The organism is Limnohabitans sp. 103DPR2 (assembly GCF_001412575.1).
Classification (GTDB): domain Bacteria; phylum Pseudomonadota; class Gammaproteobacteria; order Burkholderiales; family Burkholderiaceae_C; genus Limnohabitans_A.
Genome location: NZ_CP011834.1, coordinates 229,559 through 249,532 on the forward strand (window position 1 = coordinate 229,559; position 19,974 = coordinate 249,532).

Genomic DNA, 19,974 nt, shown 5'->3' on the forward strand with positions numbered 1-19,974 from the left:
CATTCACTTCCAAGGATCGATGGCCATGTGAATGGCGTCTTCTGCGCCTTCACCCACCAATGAACGAATGGCGTATTCGGTTTGATCCAAACCAAACATGTGGGTGCTCATTGATCGCACATTGTGGCGATTGCCCGCGATCAACTGAAGTGCGAGCTCGACAGATTCATAACTGTGGCCGCGCATGCCTTTGACCGTCAGGAATTTGGCAATGATCATGTCGCTGTCAAACTGCGGCACTTTCTGGCGCTTGATGCCGCCCAAAATCACACGGCCTTTTTTGCGCGCCAATTGAATGGCACTGATCACTGAGGCTGGACCACCCGAGGCACAGTCAATCACCAAGTCGGCCATTTGACCGCCGGTGATGTCGGCCACAGATTCAAGCAAGTCTTCATCGCCAATGGCCACCGTGTGGCTGGCACCCAGGTGCTTGGCCATGGCCAAACGTTTTTTGTCGGAGGGTGTGTTCAAACCCGTCACAATGATTTTGTCGACGCCCGCTTCACGCGCAGCCACCACACAGGACAAGCCTTGTTGGCCAGGGCCTTGAATCAACACCGTTTGGCCTGGGCCCGCACCGCCGTGCAGGTAAGTCCACTCAATGCCATTGGACATGGGCAAAGCCAAAGCCGCATACTTGGGCTCAAGACCTGCAGGCACTTTGTGAAACACGGTATTCATGTGCAGCTCTTGGTACTGGGCAAAACCACCCCACAAACCCGAGCCACGGTTCAATCCCGTCGCGCCATAGCGAGGACCGCCCAAGCGCCAATCGGTGGCATTGCACAAACGAAAATCACCGCTGCGGCAAAAATCACAATGGCCACAGGGCAGGTACTCTTCCAAGGCCACCAAGTCACCTTCTTTCACACCCCATTTGGGGCCTGCAATGGCACCGACTTCTTGCACATAGCCCACCGTCTCGTGACCCAAAATGGCGGGGCCTTGCAGCTTGGGAAAGTCTTGGAAAAACATCCAATCGCTACCGCAGACACCGGTGACCGCCACTTTCAACAAGCCCGCATCCGGTTTGGGATCGGGTGTTTGAAAGTTTTGAATCTCGATGGTGCCGTTGGGCATGGCCACGGCGGCCTTGAATGTTTGTCCCATGAGTAACCTTTTTTAGACGCTAGAGTGTGGCTTGCCAGGTGCAGACTTGAAGTGCTCTTTGGCACCTTCTTTGTAATGCACATCGCGCTTCAACAAAACGGCCACTGAGCGAACTTTTTGATGCTCAGGGTTCAATCCGGGCAATTCAAAATCTGGGTTCTCAGCCAAAGCACGTGCCGCTTTGATCAAACGCTGACGCGCCATGATGATGCCGTTGTCGGTGGACACCAAGTTCTCTTTGGTGCGGTCTTGAATGCTGCCCATGCTTTCTTGCAATGACGCGTCTTGCATGCCAATGCCTTCAATGCCGCTGTACAACAAACCTTCTTTTTGAGCCTTGCGGTCCATCAAGTAGTCGTTGTCCATGCGCTGCAAAGGCACATAGTTTTTGTCGACCTTCACGTGAATGCTGGCACCGCCCTTCATGGCGTCCACTTCTTCCTTGGTCAATGCGCGTGTGGGATGGTAGTCAAAGCTCCATGTCCAGCACGCATGGTCATTGATGGGCACCCAGAAGTGACCGTGCACAGGGTGATCACCGCGGGGTGGCACCATGGTGAAGCAAGGCATGATCCAGGGTGTGATGCGCCAGTAGTACTGGTCGTCTTCTGCATTGCGACGTGCACCCACCAACAAACCTCCATCGGCTTCCACCACTTCAAAGACAGGGCTCAAGTCGTTTAAGTTGTATTGGTTGCCTTTGGCGCCTTTGAACAAGGGGTCTCGGCTGAGTGACGCGCTGTGCAAGAAAGACACGTGGCTGGAATCAATGCCGCCTTCCAATGCTTGCAACCAGTTGCTGGCTTGCAAACGCTTGGACATGTAAGAGTGCTCGCGTGGCAAGGTGGCAAATTCCCACTCTGGCAGCGGCGGTTGTTTGTCTGCAGGGCCCATGTACACCCATATCACGCCACCGCGCTCTACCATGGGGTAAGACTTCAATTTAATGCGCTCACAGTAGCCAGATGTCGGCTCAGAAGGCACCTCCGTGCAATTGCCGTTCACGTCGTATTTCCAACCGTGGTAAGGGCAACGAATGCCGTTATCTTCATTGCGACCAAACCACAGCGACACGCCACGGTGTGCGCAAAACTCATCGATCAAGCCCAACTTGCCTTCGGTGTCGCGGAAGGCGAGCATTTTTTCTGACAGCAATTCCAAACGCACGGGTTCGCAATCAGGGCCGGGCAATTGCTCGGACAACAAGGCAGGCAACCAGTAACGACGGAACAAATTGCCCATGGGGGTGCCAGGACCAGTTTGGGTTACCAGGTCATTGAGTTCTTTTTTCAACATGAACGTCTCTCCTCAAGTGCTCTCGCACGGGGTCATAAAATGGTGCTTATTTCTGTGTGAAATTTTCGCCGATGGGATCGTTCCACATAAAAGAACAATGTTCTTTCATTGGAAACGAGGTTATCATCTGCGGCTTGTCATTGTCAACTGGAGATTCTTTATGTCGGGTGCGTGCCGTTTTCTCTCTTTGTGCAAAGCAGCTGAGGTTGCTGAAGGCAAAGCCATCAAGGTCGAAAAAGACGGCCTGACCTTGGCTGTGTTCAATATTGACGGTGAATACTTCGTCACCGACGACACCTGCACACACGGCCCTGGCTCTCTGTCAGAGGGCCCCATCGATGGCGAGGTGGTCGAGTGCGACTTTCACAATGGCGCCTTCAACATCAAAACCGGTGCGGTGGTGGCAGCGCCCTGCATGATCCCTTTGAAAACCTACAAAGCCCGTCTGCAAGGTGATGAGATCGAAATCGAAACCTGAGAAAGCAGCCTCGCGGCAATCGTTTTTCTCACACTACCGTGAAAAAAAAGGCCCTTTTCAGGGCCTTTTTTGTGGGCGAATTCTGACACCTCCCAAGATCAATTCTCAGGCTTCACCGTTTTGATCATGGGCGCCCATTGCTTCAACTCTTCACCCACAAATTGGGTAAAACGAGCTGAATCCCAGTCGAATGTTTCCATCGAACTTTTGGCCAACATGTCCTTGGCTGCCTGACTTTGCATGATCTTGCGAACCTCCTTGTTCAGCTTGTCGACCACGGGGGCAGGCATGCCGGGGGGGCCGGACAAAGAGAACCATGTCAGTGCCACCAACTTGGGATAGCCCTGCTCTGCAAATGTGGGGACATTTGGAAATTCTGGCATGCGCTTGGACGATGTGATGGCCAAGGCTCGCAACTTGCCAGCCTGAATTTGCGCACTGGCCGTCGACAAGGTGGTGAACAAGGCGGGGATGTGACCCGCAATGGTGTCGGCCACCGCAGGGCTGCCGCCTTTGTAAGCCACGTGCTGCATGGGCGTCTTGGACATCACCTCAAAGGCTTCACCAATCAGATAGCCATGTGTCCCTTTGCCAGGGGAGCCCCAACTGACGGGATTGGCTTTGGCATAGGCCATGAAACTTTTCAGATCTGTGATGGGCAATTGGGCATTGACGGCCAGCACGATGGGTGGGCCGCCCAACATGGCAATGTGCGTAAAGTCCTTGATGGGATCGTAGGTTTTGGGATTTTCAGAGGGGCCAATGACGTGAGATGCTACGCCCGAGATCACCAAGTTGTAGCCGTCCGGCGCAGACTTGGACACCTGTTGGGAGCCAATCATGCCGCCGGCGCCGCCTTTGTTTTCAATCACAAAGGGTTGCTTGAGTGATTCGGTCAAGCCCACAGAAATGAGGCGACCCAGGCTGTCAGAGCTGCCGCCTGCTGCGTAGGGCACGACAATTTTGACGGGGCGTTGTGGCCAGGCAGCGTCTTGCGCCGATGCCGTCAGCGCACCCAGCGCCGCCAGCAGGCACACCCCTGTGCGCCATGCGCCAACGGCTGACGACAGGGCCGTCTGTTGTACAAATTCGAGACTAAGGGAAAAGCGTTTCACGTTCAAATCCTTCAAGCAAACCCAGCTGGGCATGCTCTGAACTGTCGGTGAAACGCCTCATGCTGTCAAGCATAGAGAACCGTCGTTCCTCATATGGGAACGAGCAATTCTCACAGCTTGGCGTGTCTCAAACGGAACTGTGTGGTTTGCCCGGCGTCGCGCGCAATGCCTCTTGGGCCGCATCCTTGAAGGCCAAATCTCGCTTCAACAAAATCGCTGCCGAACGAACCTTTTGCGCCTCAGGATCGATGCCAGGCAATTTGTAATTGGGATCTTCCGCCAAAGCTTTGGCCGCTTTCATCAAACGCTGTCGCGTCATGATGATGCCGTTGTCGGTCGACACCAAATTCTCTTTGGTGCGGTCTTGAATGGTGCCCATGCTTTCTTGCAAGGACGCATCCTGAATGCCGATGCCTTCAATGCCACTGTAGAAAATGCGCTTGCGTTGCGCATCGCGGTCCATGCCGTAGTTGTTTTCTTTGCGCTGCAGCGGTTTGTAATCGGCATCAACCTTCACGTGGACGCTGGCGCCACCTTCCATGGCGGAGCGCTCTGCATGCGTCAATGCGCGCGTAGGATGGTAGTCAAAGCTCCATGCCCAGCAGGCATGGTCATTGATCGGCACCCAGAAGTGGCCATGCACCGGGTGATCACCGCGCGGCGGCACCACGGTGTAATTTGGCATCACCCACGGTGTGATGCGCCAGTAGTATTGGTCGTCCTCCGCATTGCGGCGCGCCCCAATGTACAAGCCACCGGTTGCCTCGACCACTTCAAACACGGGGCTCAAATCATTCAAGTTGTACTGATTGCCCTTGGCCCCTTTGAACAAGGGATCGGTGTTCAAACTGCCACTGTGCAAGAAAGACACATGGCTTGAGTCAATGCCCCCCTCCAAAGCTTGGAGCCAATTGCACTCTTGGTAGCGCTTGGACATGTACGACTGCTCGGCCGGTACGGTGGCAAATTCATATTCAGGGAAGGGCGGCTGCTTGTCGGCTGGGCCCATGTACACCCAGATCACACCACCGCGTTCAATCATGGGATAAGACTTTAGCTTGATGCGGTCACAGTAGCCGGAAGTGGGCTCGGAAGGAACTTCAATGCACTGACCCTTGATGTCAAATTTCCAACCGTGATAAGGGCAACGCAACCCATTCTCTTCATTGCGACCAAACCACAAGGACACGCCTCGGTGCGCACAAAACTCATCAATCAAACCCAAGCGGCCTTGCGTGTCGCGAAAGGCCACCATCTTTTCGGAAAACAGCTCTAAGCGCACGGGATCGCAATCAGGGCCTGGCAACTGCTGCGACAACAAGGCAGGCATCCAATAGCGCCGAAACAGATTGCCCATGGCCGTGCCGGGGCCAGTTTGTGTGACGAGGTCGTTTTGCTCTTTTTTCAACATGTGCGGTCTCCGATGTGGAATGATTGTTCTGCATGAAAGAACAATGTTCCCTCATGAGAAACAATCTTAAAACCGCCGTGTTGTCGCTGTTTTGATCTACATCAGGAAACAGTGCTGCAAAAACAAGCACTGTGAATGGGCCGAAAGCGGCACTTGAGAAATTCTCTCAAGGCTTGACCCAGCCGGTGGACATCATCTTTTCGGAGACCGGTTTGGTCAAAAAGATGGTCGTCAAGATGCGCGTCAAATGAAATGCCGTCACGATGGGTGCGCCCAAACCAAAGGCCTTCGACAAGATGCCCATCTCGGTCATGCCGCCAGGCGCCATCGACAAGAAGGCCGTCATGATGGCAATGCCAGCACCTTGAGAAATGAACCATGCCGCCACCATGCACACACTCAAGATGCCCAAAGTGACCACCGCAACCGATGCCAAGGTGCGCGGGGCATGCGTGAAAAAAGCACGGTTGATGTGTTGACCCAAGCCCCAGCCAATCACGATTTGTGCGGCAATCAATCCCAAATCGGGCAAGCGTCCTGTCACTTCATGGTTGGCGCAAATGGCGGCAATCAACAAGGCGCCCAAGACCCATGGATTGGGCGTGCGAATTTTTTGAAAACCCCAACCGACCGCCGTCGCGGTGATCAGCAAGCCCAATGTCACAGGCCAACTCAGCACGCCAATGCCTGGCGTGGGCATGATGGGTGTGGCGCCGCTGGCCCATGCAATGTAAGAGGCTGTGGAGGTGACCATCATGATGCGCACCGCATGCGCAGAAGCAACCACAGCACCATCGGCACCGGCACGTTGCGCCTGCACCGACATCTCGGCCGAAGCACCCAAGGCCACTGAATAAATGGCGGTGGGCCCATCAACCTTCGCCAACTTTTGCAAAGCCCGCGCCGACATCACCGACATGAAGATGCCCACAAACGCACCGAGCACCATCCAAGGCGCCAGTCCACCAATCAAGGCCAACACCGCTGGTGTGAAATACAAACCGATGGAAGCACCAATGTAGATTTGCGCCGACTTGCGCGCCAGCACCGGTTGTTTGTGAACGCGATTGGCCATGCTGACGCAGGCCACCGCCACCATGGGACCTAAGACCCAAGGCAATGGCACATGCAGATGAAATGCGCACCAACCACCCGCGACTGCAAAGCCGATGGTCAAGACCAAGCGGAACCAGCGATCAAGGTCCCACATCATCAGGAACCCAAATAGGTGCCGCCATTCACATGCATCACTTGACCCGTTACAAAGCGTGCTTGATCGCTTGCCAAGAATGCCACCATGGCAGCCACTTCCTCGGCTGTGCCGCGGCGGTCCATCAAGGGATGGTGCTTGGCATGGTGGTTGGGCTCTGCCGAAGCAGTACCGCTGTTGCGCTTGGTAGAGATCATGCCGGGTGAGACACAGTTGACCGTGATGCTCGGCGCCAAGTCATGTGCCAAGGCACGCGTCAAACCCACCAAACCTGATTTGGCTGTGACCACATGCGGGCGGTTCATGGCGCCGGTGTGCGCAGTGAGACCGCCAATGTTGATCACTGCACCCATGGGGGATTGACGTAGCATTGGCAGCGCGGCTTGACTGCAATAAAACGCACCATCCAACACCACGGCCAAGGTGTTGCGCCAATCTTCGACCGATACTTGATCAATCGGCGCTTCGCGGCGAATGGCGGCATTGTTCACCACCACATCCAAGCGGCCCCACGTGGTTTGAATCAAATCCATCATGCCTTGCACGCTCTGCCTGTCGGTGACATCGGCCACGCACAACAAGGCGGGTGTACCCAAAGCCAACAATTCATCGACCACCGCTTGGCCTTCGCTGACAGATGCCCGCACATTGATGGCCAATGCAAAACCTTGTTTCGCCAAAGTGTGCGCAATGGCGCGACCAATGTTGCGACCTGCGCCCGTGACCAAGGCCACTTTCTGATCTGGCTTCAGTGTTGTCATGTTTGTTTCCGATACTGCTCAATTCAAGGACATGGGCTTACTTCACCGCCAAGCTGCTCAAGGACACGGTGCTGGCTTTGAACATGCCCTGTACTTGCGACAAAATACTTTGCGTTTGCTCGGCATCCAAGCCACCAAATTTGCAATTGGCTTTGAACTTTTGCAACAGGTCTGCATCGGACATGGGATGGTCCACGCCGCCTTTGAAGAAGCCTTGTCGCTGCTCCAGCACTTGGCCGTTTTTCAAATGCACACGCACATGGCCCGTGAACTGTTTGGGATAGGGGTTCTGAGGATCAACGATGTAACTCACCTTGGCGGCCAGTGCGCGAATGTCTGCACCTTGTACCACCTCTTCTGTATAAGCCTCAAGGCCCGCATCATCCAACATCAAACCCGCTGCAATGGCATAAGGAATGCTGAACTTGGCTGCATACGCATTGGGCGGTGAATGCTTAAGCGACAAGGGTTCCCACAAGCGATGCACGATGCCTTCAGCGGTATCGCATTCAATGCGATCAATTTCGCTCAAGGGCACGTTTTGCTTTGCCAAATCCTGACGAATCAAACGTGCGCAATCAATGAAAGGGTGTGCCATGGTGCCGCATGCGTACGGCTTGAAAGCAATGGTGGTCCAAATCCAAGACTGGCCAAAATCTTTCATCATGGCGTCAAAATTGCCATCTGTGGTGTTGGCAAAACCATGGAACAAACCATGGTGGCCTTCAAACACAGTGGCAGGGCCTTTGAAGCCGGCTTGTGCCATGCGCACCGCGCGGTATGCCGATTGCGCAGCCCATCCGGGGTGCATGCGCTTGGTCCAAGAACCATCGGCCAAGTACTCAATGATGCCGCCCGCCATGCTGCCTGCAATGCCAAAGGCATTGACCAACTGTTCTTCTGTCAAATTGAGTGCAGCGCCCAAACCAGCGACGCCGCCCATCACACCAAAAATAGCCGTGGGGTGGAAACCGGCTTTGTGAACACGCGTGGGTGCCACTGCACACAAACGGCACATCACCTCAACACCGATGGCCACACCGCGCAGCAATTGTTCGCCCGACAAACCATGACGCTCTGCAGCAGCCAACAAAGCCGGCACGATGACCACGCCCGCATGCACAGGGCCGCCTTCATAAGTGTCGTCAAAGTCTTCGCCGTGCGCTGCGATGCCGTTCACAAAGGCGGCGCCTTCTACGCCGCACTTTTGCGAGAAACCAAACACCGTGCAATTGCCGTCTTGCTCAAAAGAGCTGAGCGCTGCTTTGACATACGTTTCGTGGCGCGCAGCAATGCATATGCCTGCCACGTCCAAGATCAAACGCTGGCCCACTTGCTGGCCCAATGTTTCTTTTTCTGGGTGTGCGCGAACGATGCCCGCCGCTAACTGTGCCGCAATCGTGGCTTTGTTTGTGTCAACTGTCATGTGATTAGCCTTTGGCCTCTTGTCTGTCTGTGAATTCTTTCCATGCGGTGTACAAGGTCAGCACCAAGGCCAAACCCAGCAAGCCAGCCGACACGGGATCGGTGATGAAGATGCTGTGCTCACCGCCAGAAATGAGCAGGCTGCGGCGGTAGTTGGACTCCACCAAATAACCCAACACCAAACCCAACACCAAAGGCAACACAGGCAAGCGCAACAAGCGCAGCACATAGCCCAACACACCAACACCCAACACCAGGCCGCATTCAAAAATACTTTGGTGAATGGCAAACACGCCGGACATCACCAAGGCCAAAATGAATGCAATCAAATAAGGCTTAGGTCGGTTCACCAGCCACATGCAAGGCGACAGAATCACCAAGCCGATCAAGAGCATGGCGATGTTGGCGATGAACAAACCACCATACAAACCGTAAACCACTTCGGGTGCTTTTTGAAACAGCATCGGACCCGGTTGCAAACCGTGAATCAAAAAACCACCCAACAAAATGGCTGCCGAGTTAGAACCCGGAATGCCCAAGCTGAGCAATGGCACCAAGGCTGTGGCGGTCACCACATTGTTGGCTGATTCGGGCGCGGCCACACCTTCCGGTGAGCCTTTGCCAAATTCTTCAGGGTGTTTGGACCAACGTTTGGCTTCCGAATACGCCATGAAAGCGGCAATGGTGCCACCTGCGCCAGGCGTCACGCCCTCCACGGTGCCGATGGCTGCGCCAATCGCTTGCGGTTTGAAAAGACGTTTGGTCAAGGCCCAGTTGGGCAGCTTGAGTTTGGTCGATGCATTGCCACCACTGGCCCAAGCAGGCTCGCCAATTTGCACGAGCATTTCTGTCACGGCAAACAAGCCCACCATGATCAGGATGGGCTTCACACCATCTAACAAATCTTCAGAACCGAACGTGAAGCGTTGCACACCCGAGACCGGATCACTGCCGATGAAGGCAATCATTAAGCCGATGCATGCTGCGATCAAACCGCGCATCAACGAGCCGCCAGACAATCCAGCGATGACAGAGAGCCCCAAAATGCCCAAAGAAAAATAAGCCGCAGGTGTAAATGCCAAGGCCACTTTGGCCAAACTCTCGGTGCACAAAACCAGCACCAGCAAACCAAACAAGCCACCCACCAAACCCGACATCAAAGAGATGCCCAGGGCTTCTCCTGCGCGACCTTGTTTGGCCATTTCGTAACCATCAATCACCGTGGCTGAAGCCGAATTGGTACCCGGCGTGCGAATCAAAATGGCAGGGATCGACCCCCCGTATTCAGCGCCTACATAAACGCTGGCCAACAGCACCAAGGCATTGGTCGCTTCCATGCCGACGGTAAACGGCAACAACAAGGCCATGGCAATCGAGGGCGAAATACCTGGCAATGCACCGCCAAAAATGCCCCACAACACGCCTGCAAACGCAGACAAAATGATCCAACCGGAAGCCAGGTTGGACATCGCTGTCATAAAACTGTCCATGCTTATTTCCCCAACCACATAGGCCACAAGCCGACGGGCAATCTAATTTCCAGCGTCCAATCGAAGACAAACCACAGAACGGGTCCTGCCAAAACTGCGCACAACACCAAGGAGGTGTATCGCCTTGCGCCCGCAAACCATGCGGCGGCACCAACCAACAGGCCGACCGACAAGACGTAACCCAAAATGGGCAACAAGAAAACATAGGCCGCCAAAATCAGCAGCAAGCCCAGCGCCATCGCATGCGGATGTTGGCTGCCACCTTCAATTGGTTCTTCTGCTTCATTCAACATGCTTGCTTTGGATTTGAAAGACTTCACAAACAGAAAAAGTGAAGCAATCAACAGCACCACACCCACGCCGGTGGGCACACCAGAGGCACCGACTGCATCGGCCAACAAACTGTCTTCAATCGATTGCGCATTGGCGATGTAACAGGCCGCCAGCAGCATGCCAAGGCCACCCGAGATCCGATCAACCAAGGCATCGTTCATTTGAGCAATCCCATTTCTTTGAACGAGGCCGCAGTTTCAGCCGCCACATCGGCAGTGAACTTGCGCGCGGCTTCGCGGCCCAGCAACATCGGCGTCAAGTTGTCTTTGGTGTACTCGGCTTTGTAGGCAGGTGACTCCAACACTTTGCGAACACCATCTTCCCAAGCTTTGGCCACACTGTCGGGCAAACCTTTGGGGCTGGCGATACCGCGGAATTTGCGAATCACCACGTCATAACCTTGTTCTTTGGCCGTTGGCAACTGTGGCAATCCAGCCAAACGTTTTTCTGACAAGGTTGCCAGCAGACGCACTTTGCCGGCTTCCAATTGCCCTTGCAATTCTTGAATTTCACCAATGCCAATGTCGTACGTGCCATTGAGCACGCCGATCATCATGTCACCACCGCCCTCGTGACTCACGATGGGTACTTTGACATTGGCCGCACGCGCCAACTTCTCCATGCCAATGCGTTCCAAGGAAGCGGGATTGGCTGCGCCCCAACGTGACTTGCCAGGATTGGCTTTGGCAAAAGCCATCACATCTTGCAATGATTTAAAAGGTGAGTCGGCACGGGTGAACACCACTTCTGGATCGATGAAGACGATCAACATGGGGTCCAAGCCCTCATAACCCACACTGGGTTTCGACAGCAAGGTGGTTTGAATGTAGGTCGGTGTGGTGCCATAAAAGGTTGCGCCATCAGGTGCCGCCTTGGCCACATGCGCCAACGCTTTGGCACCACTGCCACCGCGAATGTTTTCCACCGCAAAATTGGTTTTCATCACGCCGCTTAAATGTTTGCTCAAGTCGCGCAAAAATACGTCGGTGCCGCCACCTGGACTGGAGTGCGTGACCAAGGTCACGCGGCTCACGGGGTAGGGCGCAGCTGCTGCACCGGCCGCAGCGTTTTGTGCCATCGCAGGGGACAGGCTCCAGCATGCCATCGACAATGCCAAAACCGCTTTCAAACCAACAATGCGTTTCATGTGTGTCTCCGTTTTACGAAAAAAAATCCCGAGGCAGGTGCCATCGGGATCGGGGTTTTGCCAGCTTACTGGGTCAAGCTCTTGAGCAAGGCTTTCAAATCATTTTGCGCAGCCAAGCTCATGCACAAGTTCCAAGCTTCTTCCGTTTTGGCGGCGCCCAAAATAGGCGTGCTTTGATCGACAAACTTGGCCTTGAGTTGCTCGTTGCTCATGGGCTTTTCCAAACTGCCAATGGCGCGCTCAATGTAGATGTGGTGCTTTTGGCCGTCGGTGGTTTCCAAGGTCACATCGACAGAAGCTTCGTGGATGCTGCGGTCCACAATCAATTCGACTTTGTCGCGCACGCCAATCACCAGCGGTGAGCGCACCACGTCGTCGGCGTACTCGTGTTCGCCGGCGCGGCCGTAGATCAATGCCACGGCGCATGAATGAAAGACACTGAACTTGGCCAACAAGCCATCGGTCGGTGTTTTCTTTCCCGTGAGTTCTTGCACCAAGGGGTGCGCCTTCAAAGTCACTTTGGCCACTTGTTCGGGCTTCAAGTTGTGCTTCTCACGCAATTGCACGCACGCGTCGATGGCGGGGTGAATCACGATGCCGCAAGCAAATGGCTTGTACGTGTTGAGTTCAATTTCCCAAGACTTGCCCAGGTTCTCCGTGACTTCTTTCCAATCGGTTTTGTCAGAGAACACTTGCATCAAACCGCGCGGTGCTTCCAAAGCGCGGGGTGATGCGGTGTAACCGTGCTTGGCCATCAAAGCAGACATCAGGCCCACTTTGGCTGCACCACCGGGGTGGAAAGGCTTGGTCATGGTGCCAAACTGTTCACGCAGGCCCACAGGTTGTGACGCGGCAATGCCCAAAGCCATTTGCGTTTGTTTGGCATTCAGGCCGAGCAAACGAGAGCAGGCAGCCGCACTGCCCAACATGCCGGTCGAACCCGTGATGTGCCAACCGCGGTCGTAGTGGTTGGGGTACACCGCATTGCCCACTCGGCAAGACACTTCCACACCAATCACCAAGGCGTCGATCAATTGACGGCCGGTAGAGCCCAAATGCTCACCCAAAGCCAAGATGGCAGAAGCCACAGGACCAGCGGGGTGAATGATGGTTTTCAGGTGCGTGTCATCAAAGTCAAACGTGTGCGAGCTGATGCCATTGAGCAAAGCGGCATTGGCCATGTCAACGCGATCGCTGCGGCCCAAGACGGAGGCTTGCGCAGAAGGGGCCAACTCTTTCACGGCGCCCAAGGCGGCTTCAATGGTTTCATGGGTGCTTGGACCCACAGTACAGCCCGCCCAGTTGGCAAAGGTGCGGTGGGCTTGGGCTTCAACAGCATCCGACCAGCCCTTGGAAGGGTGGTTGGCCACAAATTCGGCCAGCAGTTGGGTAATGGCGGGGGCGTTGGCGTCGGCAACGACGGTCGTATTGCGTGCAGTCATGTCAAAAAAGGGCTTATCGCCTCAAATTAGGGAAATCAAATGGAGGGCTGATCATAGGTGAATCGAGAATTTTTCGCAGACTTGCTCACAGAGTACATAGCGAAAAGCGCCTAATGCGCACATTCTTGCTAGAGATTTCCTCACATTATTTGGCGCCTGAGCCTGGGTGTGGCTTGGGCCCGACGTTCAGTGACTCATTGACCCATGTCAGTCACAGGAAAAGTCTCTCGGTTTAGACTCGGGGTATTCGATTTGATGGCCAACCAGCTCTGCTGCTGCGCCCTGTTTATGACTACACAAACCTCACCTGAAAACGCCCCGATCCCTCTGGATCAAGAAATGCCGCACCGCAAAGTCATCCGCCAATGGCTGTTGCCTTTGTCTGAGCGCTCTACCTTGCGCGCGTTCGTCCTGTTGTTGATTGACACGGCTCTGTTTGTTGGGCTCATCGCAGGCACCGTTGCGCTTGAATCTGTCTGGCTCAAGTTGCTGTGCGGATTGGCCGCTGGTTTTGTCATTGGTCGCTTGTTCATCTTGGGCCATGACGCTTGCCACCAAAGCCTCACGCCCCACCGCGAGTTGAACAAATGGATTGGCCGTTACGCATTCTTGTACTCGCTCACGCCTTACAGCTTGTGGGACACCGGCCACAACGTGGTGCACCACGGTTACACCAACTTGAAGGGCGTTGACTTTGTCTGGACGCCGCTCACAGCCGAAGAGTTTGCAGCACTCGGCCCCATAGATCGTTTGCTGCAATACCTTTATCGCAGTGGTTGGGCGCCCGGTCTGTACTACCTGATTGAAATTTGGTGGAAGCGTGAATTCTTCCCTAACAAAACGCACATGCCTACACGTCGTCCTATCTTCTTCAAGGACAGCTTGTTGGTCACCGTGTTTGGTGTCTTGTGGGTCGGTGTGATGGCCTATGCAGCAGGCGCCACAGGCCAGTCCGTCTGGCTCACCTTGCTGATGGGCGTGTTGGTGCCTTTCTTGTTCTGGAACACCATGATTGGTTTTGTGGTCTATGTTCACCACACCCATGTGCGTGTGTCTTGGCACAACGAAAAGTCGGCTTGGACCAAAGCACAACCCTTTGTGTCCACCACCGTGCACCTCACCTTCCCCATGAAGATTGGTAACATGGTTCACCACATCATGGAGCACACCGCGCACCACGTGGACATGAGCATTCCGCTTTACCGCTTGAAGCAAGCGCAAGCTAAGCTGGAAGAAATGCTGCCAGGTCGCATCATTGTTCAGCCCTTCTCTTGGAGCTGGTATTTCAAAACAGCCAAGGCCTGCAAGCTTTACGACTTCACACGTGAATGCTGGACTGACTTTCAAGGACAGATGACGAGCCCTGTTCGCGGCAATTTGCCCGCCAAAACTTAAAGCTGTCCGAGCATCTGCTCCAACCGCGCAAGCAAAAAGGCCGCTGACATCAGCGGCCTTTTTTGTGGTGCCGACCGCATTGCGCGGGCTTGGGCAAGCGGTGTTTACTGCGCGCGCTTCGTCAAAATTTCCAACGCCGGTAAAGTCTTGCCTTCCAGCATTTCCAAGAAAGCGCCGCCACCGGTGGAGATGTAGCCCACTTGTTTCTCAATGCCGTACTTGGCAATGGCAGCCAAGGTGTCACCACCGCCCGCAATGCTGAAAGCTTTCGATTCGGCAATGGCCTGTGCAATGACGCGTGTGCCGTTTGCAAACGCGTCAAACTCAAACACGCCAACGGGGCCATTCCACACAATGGTGCCCGCCGCTTTGAGTTGCGTGGCCAATTTGGCCGCCGTCTCCGGGCCAATGTCCAAAATCAAATCGTCATCGGCCACCTCCGTGGCTTTCTTCACGGTGGCAACGGCATCCGCTGAAAAAGTTTTGGCGGTGACAACATCGGTGGGGATCGGCACTTCGGCGCCGCGCGCTTTCATGATGTCGATCACGGCTTTGGCTTCTGCCAACAAATCGGGTTCAGCCAAGCTCTTGCCAATTTTCAAACCAGCGGCCAGCATGAAGGTGTTGGCAATGCCGCCGCCCACAATCAGTTGGTCCACCTTGTCGGCCAAGCTCTTCAAAATGGTGAGCTTGGTCGACACTTTGCTGCCCGCCACAATGGCGGCCAAGGGACGTGCAGGATGGGCCAAGGCTTTGGTAATGGCGTCAATTTCGGCTGCCAACAAAGGGCCTGCGCACGCCACTTTGGCGTATTCGGCAATGCCGTAGGTGGTGCCTTCTGCGCGGTGCGCCGTGCCAAACGCATCGTTCACAAAAATGTCGCAAAGTGCGGCCATTTTTTGGGCCAATTCGGAGTTGTTCTTTTTCTCGCCTTTGTTCACGCGGCAGTTTTCGAGCAGCACCACTTGGCCTGCCGCCACGTCCACACCGTCCACCCAATTGGCTTTGAGCACCACATCACGGTCCAGCAATTCAGCCAAGCGTTTGGCAACGGGCGCCAAAGAATCTTCGGCCTTGAATTCGCCTTCGGTGGGACGACCCAAATGACTGGTGACCATGACGGCAGCGCCAGCATCGAGTGCCATTTGAATGCAAGGCACAGAGGCACGGATGCGCGTGTCTTCGGTGATGTCGCCCGCATCGTTTTGCGGCACGTTCAAATCGGCACGGATGAAAACACGTTGGCCTTTGACTTTGCCTTGTTGACACAAATCAGAAAAACGAATGACGTTCATGGAAATTCTCTTGAATAACAAAAATGAATGAGTCGTCTTCTGATCCCTCAGAGACTTTTCACAACAAACAGAATTTTAGTCGGGCAAGCTTGCGCAAACCTAACCACCGCTTTTGTAACAAGGCGTGACTTACCAACCTGCGAGCAAGTGCAAGGGCAAGAAAGTCAGCATGCCCACCACAATGGTCAAGAGCACGTTGCGGCGCCAAAAGTAAACGGCGGCGCCCACTGCGGCGCCCATCCACCGGGCGTCCATCCAGGTGTGCAAAAACTCGCCTTGTTGCATCAAAATTTCAGGCAAGACCACCGCCGCCATGGCCGCAATGGGCGCATATTGCAAACCCCGCTGCGCCCAATCGGGCAAGGCCCATTCTTCACTTGAAAAGAAAAAGAAACTGCGCGTCAAAATGGTCACGCCCGTCAAACCCACAATCACAGCCAAGGTCCACAGATCGGTGCCTTCAAAGAAATTCATGCCGGCGCTCCTGCACGTTTTGATTGAAAGCTTTCAAGCGACATGCTCAACACCACGGCCACACCGATCGCCAACACAATGTTCAACTTCAACGGCAAGTGATAGGCCATGATGGCCGTTGCCGCAGCCACAGCTGCTGCAAAGATGCGCATCCGTGTGCTGGCCAAAGAGCACAAAATGCCCACCAAGCACAAGGTGCCAGCAAAGCCCAAGCCCCAAGACGTTGGAATGATCTTGGCCAAAAAGATGCCAAAGAAACTGGCCACCATCCAACTCACCCATACGATGAAGGTGTTGCCCGCCAAGGATGCAGCTTGCGTCATTTGCTCTGCCGGCTCTTCGCTCGGTTTGGCAAATCGGCGGGTGAACAACACATAACTGATGTCGGTGGTCAGATACCCGTGCACCATTCGTTCAAGACGTGGCAAATGCATCAAGTAAGGACGCAAGTGCAGACTGAACACCATGAAGCGCAAGTTGACGCAAAAGCCGGTGGCCAAAATCACCCAGACCGGCGCACCCGCCACAATCAAAGGCAATGCCGCCAATTGCGAACTGCCGGCATACACAAAGAGTGTCATGGCAATGGCCTCGAACACACTCATGCCCGAGTTGACCATGGCCACGCCCGTCATCAAACCCCAAGCGGCAACACCCGGTGCTTGCGGTGCCAAATCGCGCAGGCCTTCCATGAAGGCGGGATGGCGGTAATTCTCAGCTTTGAAAAACATCGCCCACCGTGCCCTTGAAATGGCGAACGAAATCGGCCACGGGTTGACGCTTACCGCCTGGTTTTTGCAATTGCGTGAGGCACAGCACACCTGCGCCACAAGCCACCTGCAAGCCAGACTCATCGATGGCCAGCAAGGTTCCTGGCTTGGCAAGGCTTGCATGAACAGACACATCTGTAAGCACATGGGCTTGCCACACCTTGACCATTTCACCAGCCATCTGAGCGATCATGCCAGGAAAGGGATCGAAGGCTCGAATGCGTTGTGACAGCTGTTGCGCACTCAATGTCCAGTCGATGGCCGCTTCGGCTTTTTCAATTTTGTGTGCGTACGTCACGCCTTCAGTGGGCTGCGCCACAGGTTTGAACTGGCCCACTTGTGTGAGCGCTTTGACAATCAAAGCCGCGCCCATGGTGGCCAGCTTGTCGTGCAAGGAGGCTGTCGTGTCTTGCGTCAAGATGGGCAATGTTTCTTCGAGCAACATGTCGCCCGTGTCCAAGCCCGCATCCATCTGCATGATGGTGACGCCTGTTTGTGCATCACCCGCCTCAATGGCGCGGTGAATGGGGGCTGCGCCGCGCCAGCGAGGCAACAAGGAGGCGTGAATGTTGAGGCAACCGTGCTTGGGTGCATCAAGCACCCATTGCGGCAAGATCAAACCATAAGCCGCCACCACCATCACATCGGCTTGCGCTTGCGCAATGAAGGCTTGTGCTGCAGCGGCTTCTTCGGGGTATTTGCCATCCAGCTTCAAACTGTGCGGCTGCACCACGGGCAAGTTGTGCGCGAGTGCAAATTGTTTGACAGCGGAGGCCTGCAACTTCATGCCGCGGCCGGCTGGACGATCAGGCTGCGTGAAAACGCCCACGATCTCATGGCCCGCTGCATGCAAAGCAGCCAATGCGCTGCGGGCAAATTCGGGAGTGCCCGCAAAAATCACGCGCATGGAACTTCTTTCTGTTGGAACAATTAAGCGTCGTCTCTTTGCGCTTTGAGCATTTTGGTTTTGATGCGGTTGCGTTTCAAGGGGGACAAATATTCCACAAACACTTTGCCCATCAAGTGGTCCAATTCGTGCTGAACGCAAACCGCCATCAAACCTTCTGCTTCCAACTCACGCACCTGACCCTGCGCGTCTGCCGCTTTGACTTTCACAGCCACCGCACGCTCCACGCCATCGTAAATGCCGGGCACAGACAAGCAGCCTTCTTCGCCCTTCACGCGCTCTTCACTGAACCAGGTAATTTCAGGATTGATCAAGACCACAGGCTGGTTGCGTTCTTCTGACGTGTCCATCACCACCAAGCGTTGGTGCACATCCACTTGGGTGGCGGCCAGGCCCACACCCTGCGACTCGTACATGGTTTCGAGCATGTCTGCGATCAGTGCGCGCAACTTGTCATCAAACTCGGTGACGGGTTTGGCCACCTTGTGCAGGCGGGGGTCGGGATAGCAAAGAATGTTTAAAAGTGCCATGGTGATCTGTATTCAGCAATACCTCTATTTTCGCCAATTTAAAGAAGCCTTGCCGAAGTCAGCGGTAGGTTCTCAAAATCAAGCCATTGTCCAACCCTCTGCCTCAAGGATAAGCCATGGTTTCTACGCGCGAAAGTTTGCAAGCTTGGCTGCGCCTCAGCCTCACGGCAGGGGTTGGCAACAAGACGGCACGCGCTCTGCTGCAGGGCTTTGGCTTGCCTGAACGTATTTTTCAGCAAAGCCCCGCCAAGCTGCAGACCCTGGTCAGCCCCGCCATCAGCCAACAATTGTGTACCTTGCCCGCTGAATTGGAAGCCTTGCTCGACGTCACATGGGAATGGCTGAACACACCGGCACCTTTGCGCATGGCCTCTTACAAGCCCCGGCAAACCGAAGGCGTTGTCATCGGCAAAAGGCTGCTGACGCTGGCCGACCCAGACTACCCCCAAAGCCTCATGCTCACCCCCGATCCACCCTTGATGTTGTATGCCATGGGCCAAACGCAGCACCTGCATTGGCTCAGCCCACCACCCTTGCAAGCCCCGCGTGCTTTGGCCATTGTGGGCAGCCGCAACCCCACCCCCCAAGGCAGTTTGAACGCACAAGACTTTGCACACAGTCTGTCTCAAGCCGGCCTCACCGTCATCTCCGGCCTGGCGCTGGGCATTGACACAGCGGCCCACAAGGGCGCGTTGGCGGGTGGCACTTTGGCCAACCCTTTGCACACCGTGGCCGTGGTCGGCACGGGCCTTGACCGTGTGTACCCGCATCAAAACCATGCCTTGGCGCAGCACATTGCACAACAAGGCTTGTTGCTCAGCGAGTACCCCTTGAACACGCCGGCCGTGATGGCCAACTTTCCAAAGCGCAATCGCCTCATTGCTGGTTTGTCCCAAGGGTGCTTGGTGGTCGAAGCAGCCCTGCGCTCTGGCTCACTCATCACCGCCAAGCAAGCCGTCGACATGGGCAAGGAGGTGTTTGCCATTCCAGGCTCCATTCACACCACGGTGGCCAAAGGATGCCATGACCTCATCAAACAAGGCGCCAAGTTGGTTGACAGTGCACACGACATCTTGGAAGAAATGAAAGACTTGCCCAGCCCAAGGATGGCTTTAAAAAAATCTAGCCCAAGTGATATCGCCACATCTGCCACAGACAACAAAGACCGCCGCCATTCAAGCCCATCCCATGCACAAGGCATTGCCGCGCACTTGGGCCATGTGCCCGTTGGCTTAGACGAGTTGCAACGTCGAAGTGGCTTGCCCACCTCGCAACTGCAAGCAGAATTGTTTCAAATGGAATTGGCGGGCACTTTGGGGCGATTGCCTGGCGGCCTCTACCAGCAACTGACTAGGAAGTGAACCGCAACTGAGCCACAACTA

General features: G+C 55.0%; 19 protein-coding genes. 3 read left to right on the forward strand and 16 right to left on the reverse strand.

The window, feature by feature from the left end:
* Nucleotides 1-3 precede the first annotated feature (3 nt).
* Entirely contained in the window at nt 4-1,113 is a 1,110-nt protein-coding gene (locus tag L103DPR2_RS00985) for a zinc-dependent alcohol dehydrogenase (protein WP_055359346.1), read from the reverse strand.
* Between the two features lie 12 nt (nt 1,114-1,125).
* A complete protein-coding gene (locus L103DPR2_RS00990) occupies nt 1,126-2,409 on the reverse strand; it encodes an aromatic ring-hydroxylating dioxygenase subunit alpha (protein WP_055359347.1) in 1,284 nt (427 codons plus the stop codon).
* A gap of 160 nt (nt 2,410-2,569) precedes the next feature.
* Here L103DPR2_RS00990 and L103DPR2_RS00995 point away from each other — a divergent pair, with 160 nt between their 5' ends.
* The gene (locus tag L103DPR2_RS00995) at nt 2,570-2,887 is read left to right on the forward strand and encodes a non-heme iron oxygenase ferredoxin subunit (RefSeq protein ID WP_055359348.1); all 318 of its coding nucleotides are present in this window, start codon (nt 2,570-2,572) and stop codon (nt 2,885-2,887) included.
* 98 nt (nt 2,888-2,985) lie between these two features.
* On the opposite strand, the gene L103DPR2_RS01000 is transcribed toward L103DPR2_RS00995, so the two are convergent.
* The 9 genes from L103DPR2_RS01000 to L103DPR2_RS01040 form a co-directional block, all read right to left on the reverse strand.
* Nucleotides 2,986-4,002, reverse strand: coding sequence for a tripartite tricarboxylate transporter substrate binding protein (locus L103DPR2_RS01000; protein WP_197274894.1), 1,017 nt, complete (start codon nt 4,000-4,002; stop codon nt 2,986-2,988).
* A 127-nt stretch (nt 4,003-4,129) separates the two neighbouring features.
* On the reverse strand, nt 4,130-5,413 hold the full coding sequence (locus tag L103DPR2_RS01005) for a Rieske 2Fe-2S domain-containing protein (RefSeq protein WP_055359350.1): 1,284 nt from the start codon (nt 5,411-5,413) through the stop codon (nt 4,130-4,132).
* 166 nt (nt 5,414-5,579) lie between these two features.
* Nucleotides 5,580-6,626 carry an AbrB family transcriptional regulator gene (locus L103DPR2_RS01010; RefSeq protein WP_082466670.1) on the reverse strand — a complete coding sequence of 349 codons (1,047 nt, stop codon included), beginning with the start codon at nt 6,624-6,626 and terminating at the stop codon, nt 5,580-5,582.
* Nucleotides 6,626-7,384 (reverse strand): SDR family NAD(P)-dependent oxidoreductase, encoded by a 759-nt coding sequence (locus L103DPR2_RS01015; RefSeq protein ID WP_055359352.1) that lies wholly within the window; start codon nt 7,382-7,384, stop codon nt 6,626-6,628. The genes L103DPR2_RS01010 and L103DPR2_RS01015 overlap by 1 nt, the downstream gene beginning before the upstream one ends.
* Before the next feature lie 37 nt (nt 7,385-7,421).
* The gene (locus tag L103DPR2_RS01020; RefSeq protein ID WP_055359353.1) at nt 7,422-8,810 is read right to left on the reverse strand and encodes an MmgE/PrpD family protein; all 1,389 of its coding nucleotides are present in this window, start codon (nt 8,808-8,810) and stop codon (nt 7,422-7,424) included.
* Between the two features lie 4 nt (nt 8,811-8,814).
* Nucleotides 8,815-10,299, reverse strand: a complete 1,485-nt coding sequence (locus L103DPR2_RS01025) for a tripartite tricarboxylate transporter permease (protein WP_055359354.1) — start codon at nt 10,297-10,299, stop codon at nt 8,815-8,817.
* Between the two features lie 2 nt (nt 10,300-10,301).
* Complete coding sequence (locus L103DPR2_RS01030; RefSeq protein ID WP_055359355.1) at nt 10,302-10,793, reverse strand: tripartite tricarboxylate transporter TctB family protein; 492 nt, start codon at nt 10,791-10,793, stop codon at nt 10,302-10,304.
* Nucleotides 10,790-11,779 carry a tripartite tricarboxylate transporter substrate binding protein gene (locus L103DPR2_RS01035; RefSeq protein WP_055359356.1) on the reverse strand — a complete coding sequence of 330 codons (990 nt, stop codon included), beginning with the start codon at nt 11,777-11,779 and terminating at the stop codon, nt 10,790-10,792. The genes L103DPR2_RS01030 and L103DPR2_RS01035 overlap by 4 nt, the downstream gene beginning before the upstream one ends.
* Before the next feature lie 65 nt (nt 11,780-11,844).
* Nucleotides 11,845-13,221: an MmgE/PrpD family protein gene (locus tag L103DPR2_RS01040; protein WP_055359357.1), complete on the reverse strand. Its 1,377-nt coding sequence runs from the start codon at nt 13,219-13,221 to the stop codon at nt 11,845-11,847.
* 288 nt (nt 13,222-13,509) lie between these two features.
* On the opposite strand from L103DPR2_RS01040, the gene L103DPR2_RS01045 reads away from it, so the two are divergent.
* Nucleotides 13,510-14,616 carry a fatty acid desaturase gene (locus L103DPR2_RS01045; protein ID WP_055359358.1) on the forward strand — a complete coding sequence of 369 codons (1,107 nt, stop codon included), beginning with the start codon at nt 13,510-13,512 and terminating at the stop codon, nt 14,614-14,616.
* Between the two features lie 104 nt (nt 14,617-14,720).
* Here L103DPR2_RS01045 and L103DPR2_RS01050 read toward each other — a convergent pair whose 3' ends face one another.
* The 5 genes from L103DPR2_RS01050 to def all read right to left on the reverse strand — a co-directional run bounded on the left by L103DPR2_RS01050 (nt 14,721) and on the right by def (nt 18,592).
* Nucleotides 14,721-15,911, reverse strand: coding sequence for a phosphoglycerate kinase (locus L103DPR2_RS01050; RefSeq protein ID WP_055359359.1), 1,191 nt, complete (start codon nt 15,909-15,911; stop codon nt 14,721-14,723).
* Nucleotides 15,912-16,040: 129 nt separating this feature from the next.
* Complete coding sequence (locus L103DPR2_RS01055) at nt 16,041-16,385, reverse strand: AzlD domain-containing protein (RefSeq protein ID WP_055359360.1); 345 nt, start codon at nt 16,383-16,385, stop codon at nt 16,041-16,043.
* Complete coding sequence (locus L103DPR2_RS01060; protein ID WP_055359361.1) at nt 16,382-17,116, reverse strand: AzlC family ABC transporter permease; 735 nt, start codon at nt 17,114-17,116, stop codon at nt 16,382-16,384. The genes L103DPR2_RS01055 and L103DPR2_RS01060 overlap by 4 nt, the downstream gene beginning before the upstream one ends.
* Entirely contained in the window at nt 17,100-18,062 is a 963-nt protein-coding gene (gene fmt, locus L103DPR2_RS01065) for a methionyl-tRNA formyltransferase (RefSeq protein WP_055359362.1), read from the reverse strand. The genes L103DPR2_RS01060 and fmt overlap by 17 nt, the downstream gene beginning before the upstream one ends.
* A gap of 23 nt (nt 18,063-18,085) precedes the next feature.
* Nucleotides 18,086-18,592, reverse strand: a complete 507-nt coding sequence (gene def / locus L103DPR2_RS01070) for a peptide deformylase (protein WP_055359363.1) — start codon at nt 18,590-18,592, stop codon at nt 18,086-18,088.
* A gap of 116 nt (nt 18,593-18,708) precedes the next feature.
* On the opposite strand from def, the gene dprA reads away from it, so the two are divergent.
* Entirely contained in the window at nt 18,709-19,953 is a 1,245-nt protein-coding gene (dprA, locus tag L103DPR2_RS01075) for a DNA-processing protein DprA (protein WP_055359364.1), read from the forward strand.
* The last annotated feature ends 21 nt before the right edge of the window (nt 19,954-19,974 follow it).

Excerpts from the sequence above, each read along its gene's own strand:
- L103DPR2_RS00985 (WP_055359346.1), bottom strand. The coding sequence starts at position 1,113 with ATGGGACAAACATTCAAGGCCGCCGTGGCCATGCCCAACGGCACCATC.
- L103DPR2_RS00990 (WP_055359347.1), bottom strand. The coding sequence starts at position 2,409 with ATGTTGAAAAAAGAACTCAATGACCTGGTAACCCAAACTGGTCCTGGC.
- L103DPR2_RS00995 (WP_055359348.1), top strand. The coding sequence starts at position 2,570 with ATGTCGGGTGCGTGCCGTTTTCTCTCTTTGTGCAAAGCAGCTGAGGTT.
- L103DPR2_RS01005 (WP_055359350.1), bottom strand. The coding sequence starts at position 5,413 with ATGTTGAAAAAAGAGCAAAACGACCTCGTCACACAAACTGGCCCCGGC.
- L103DPR2_RS01010 (WP_082466670.1), bottom strand. The coding sequence starts at position 6,626 with ATGATGTGGGACCTTGATCGCTGGTTCCGCTTGGTCTTGACCATCGGC.
- L103DPR2_RS01015 (WP_055359352.1), bottom strand. The coding sequence starts at position 7,384 with ATGACAACACTGAAGCCAGATCAGAAAGTGGCCTTGGTCACGGGCGCA.
- L103DPR2_RS01020 (WP_055359353.1), bottom strand. The coding sequence starts at position 8,810 with ATGACAGTTGACACAAACAAAGCCACGATTGCGGCACAGTTAGCGGCG.
- L103DPR2_RS01025 (WP_055359354.1), bottom strand. The coding sequence starts at position 10,299 with ATGGACAGTTTTATGACAGCGATGTCCAACCTGGCTTCCGGTTGGATC.
- L103DPR2_RS01030 (WP_055359355.1), bottom strand. The coding sequence starts at position 10,793 with ATGAACGATGCCTTGGTTGATCGGATCTCGGGTGGCCTTGGCATGCTG.
- L103DPR2_RS01035 (WP_055359356.1), bottom strand. The coding sequence starts at position 11,779 with ATGAAACGCATTGTTGGTTTGAAAGCGGTTTTGGCATTGTCGATGGCA.
- L103DPR2_RS01040 (WP_055359357.1), bottom strand. The coding sequence starts at position 13,221 with ATGACTGCACGCAATACGACCGTCGTTGCCGACGCCAACGCCCCCGCC.
- L103DPR2_RS01045 (WP_055359358.1), top strand. The coding sequence starts at position 13,510 with ATGACTACACAAACCTCACCTGAAAACGCCCCGATCCCTCTGGATCAA.
- L103DPR2_RS01050 (WP_055359359.1), bottom strand. The coding sequence starts at position 15,911 with ATGAACGTCATTCGTTTTTCTGATTTGTGTCAACAAGGCAAAGTCAAA.
- L103DPR2_RS01055 (WP_055359360.1), bottom strand. The coding sequence starts at position 16,385 with ATGAATTTCTTTGAAGGCACCGATCTGTGGACCTTGGCTGTGATTGTG.
- L103DPR2_RS01060 (WP_055359361.1), bottom strand. The coding sequence starts at position 17,116 with ATGTTTTTCAAAGCTGAGAATTACCGCCATCCCGCCTTCATGGAAGGC.
- fmt (WP_055359362.1), bottom strand. The coding sequence starts at position 18,062 with ATGCGCGTGATTTTTGCGGGCACTCCCGAATTTGCCCGCAGCGCATTG.
- def (WP_055359363.1), bottom strand. The coding sequence starts at position 18,592 with ATGGCACTTTTAAACATTCTTTGCTATCCCGACCCCCGCCTGCACAAG.
- dprA (WP_055359364.1), top strand. The coding sequence starts at position 18,709 with ATGGTTTCTACGCGCGAAAGTTTGCAAGCTTGGCTGCGCCTCAGCCTC.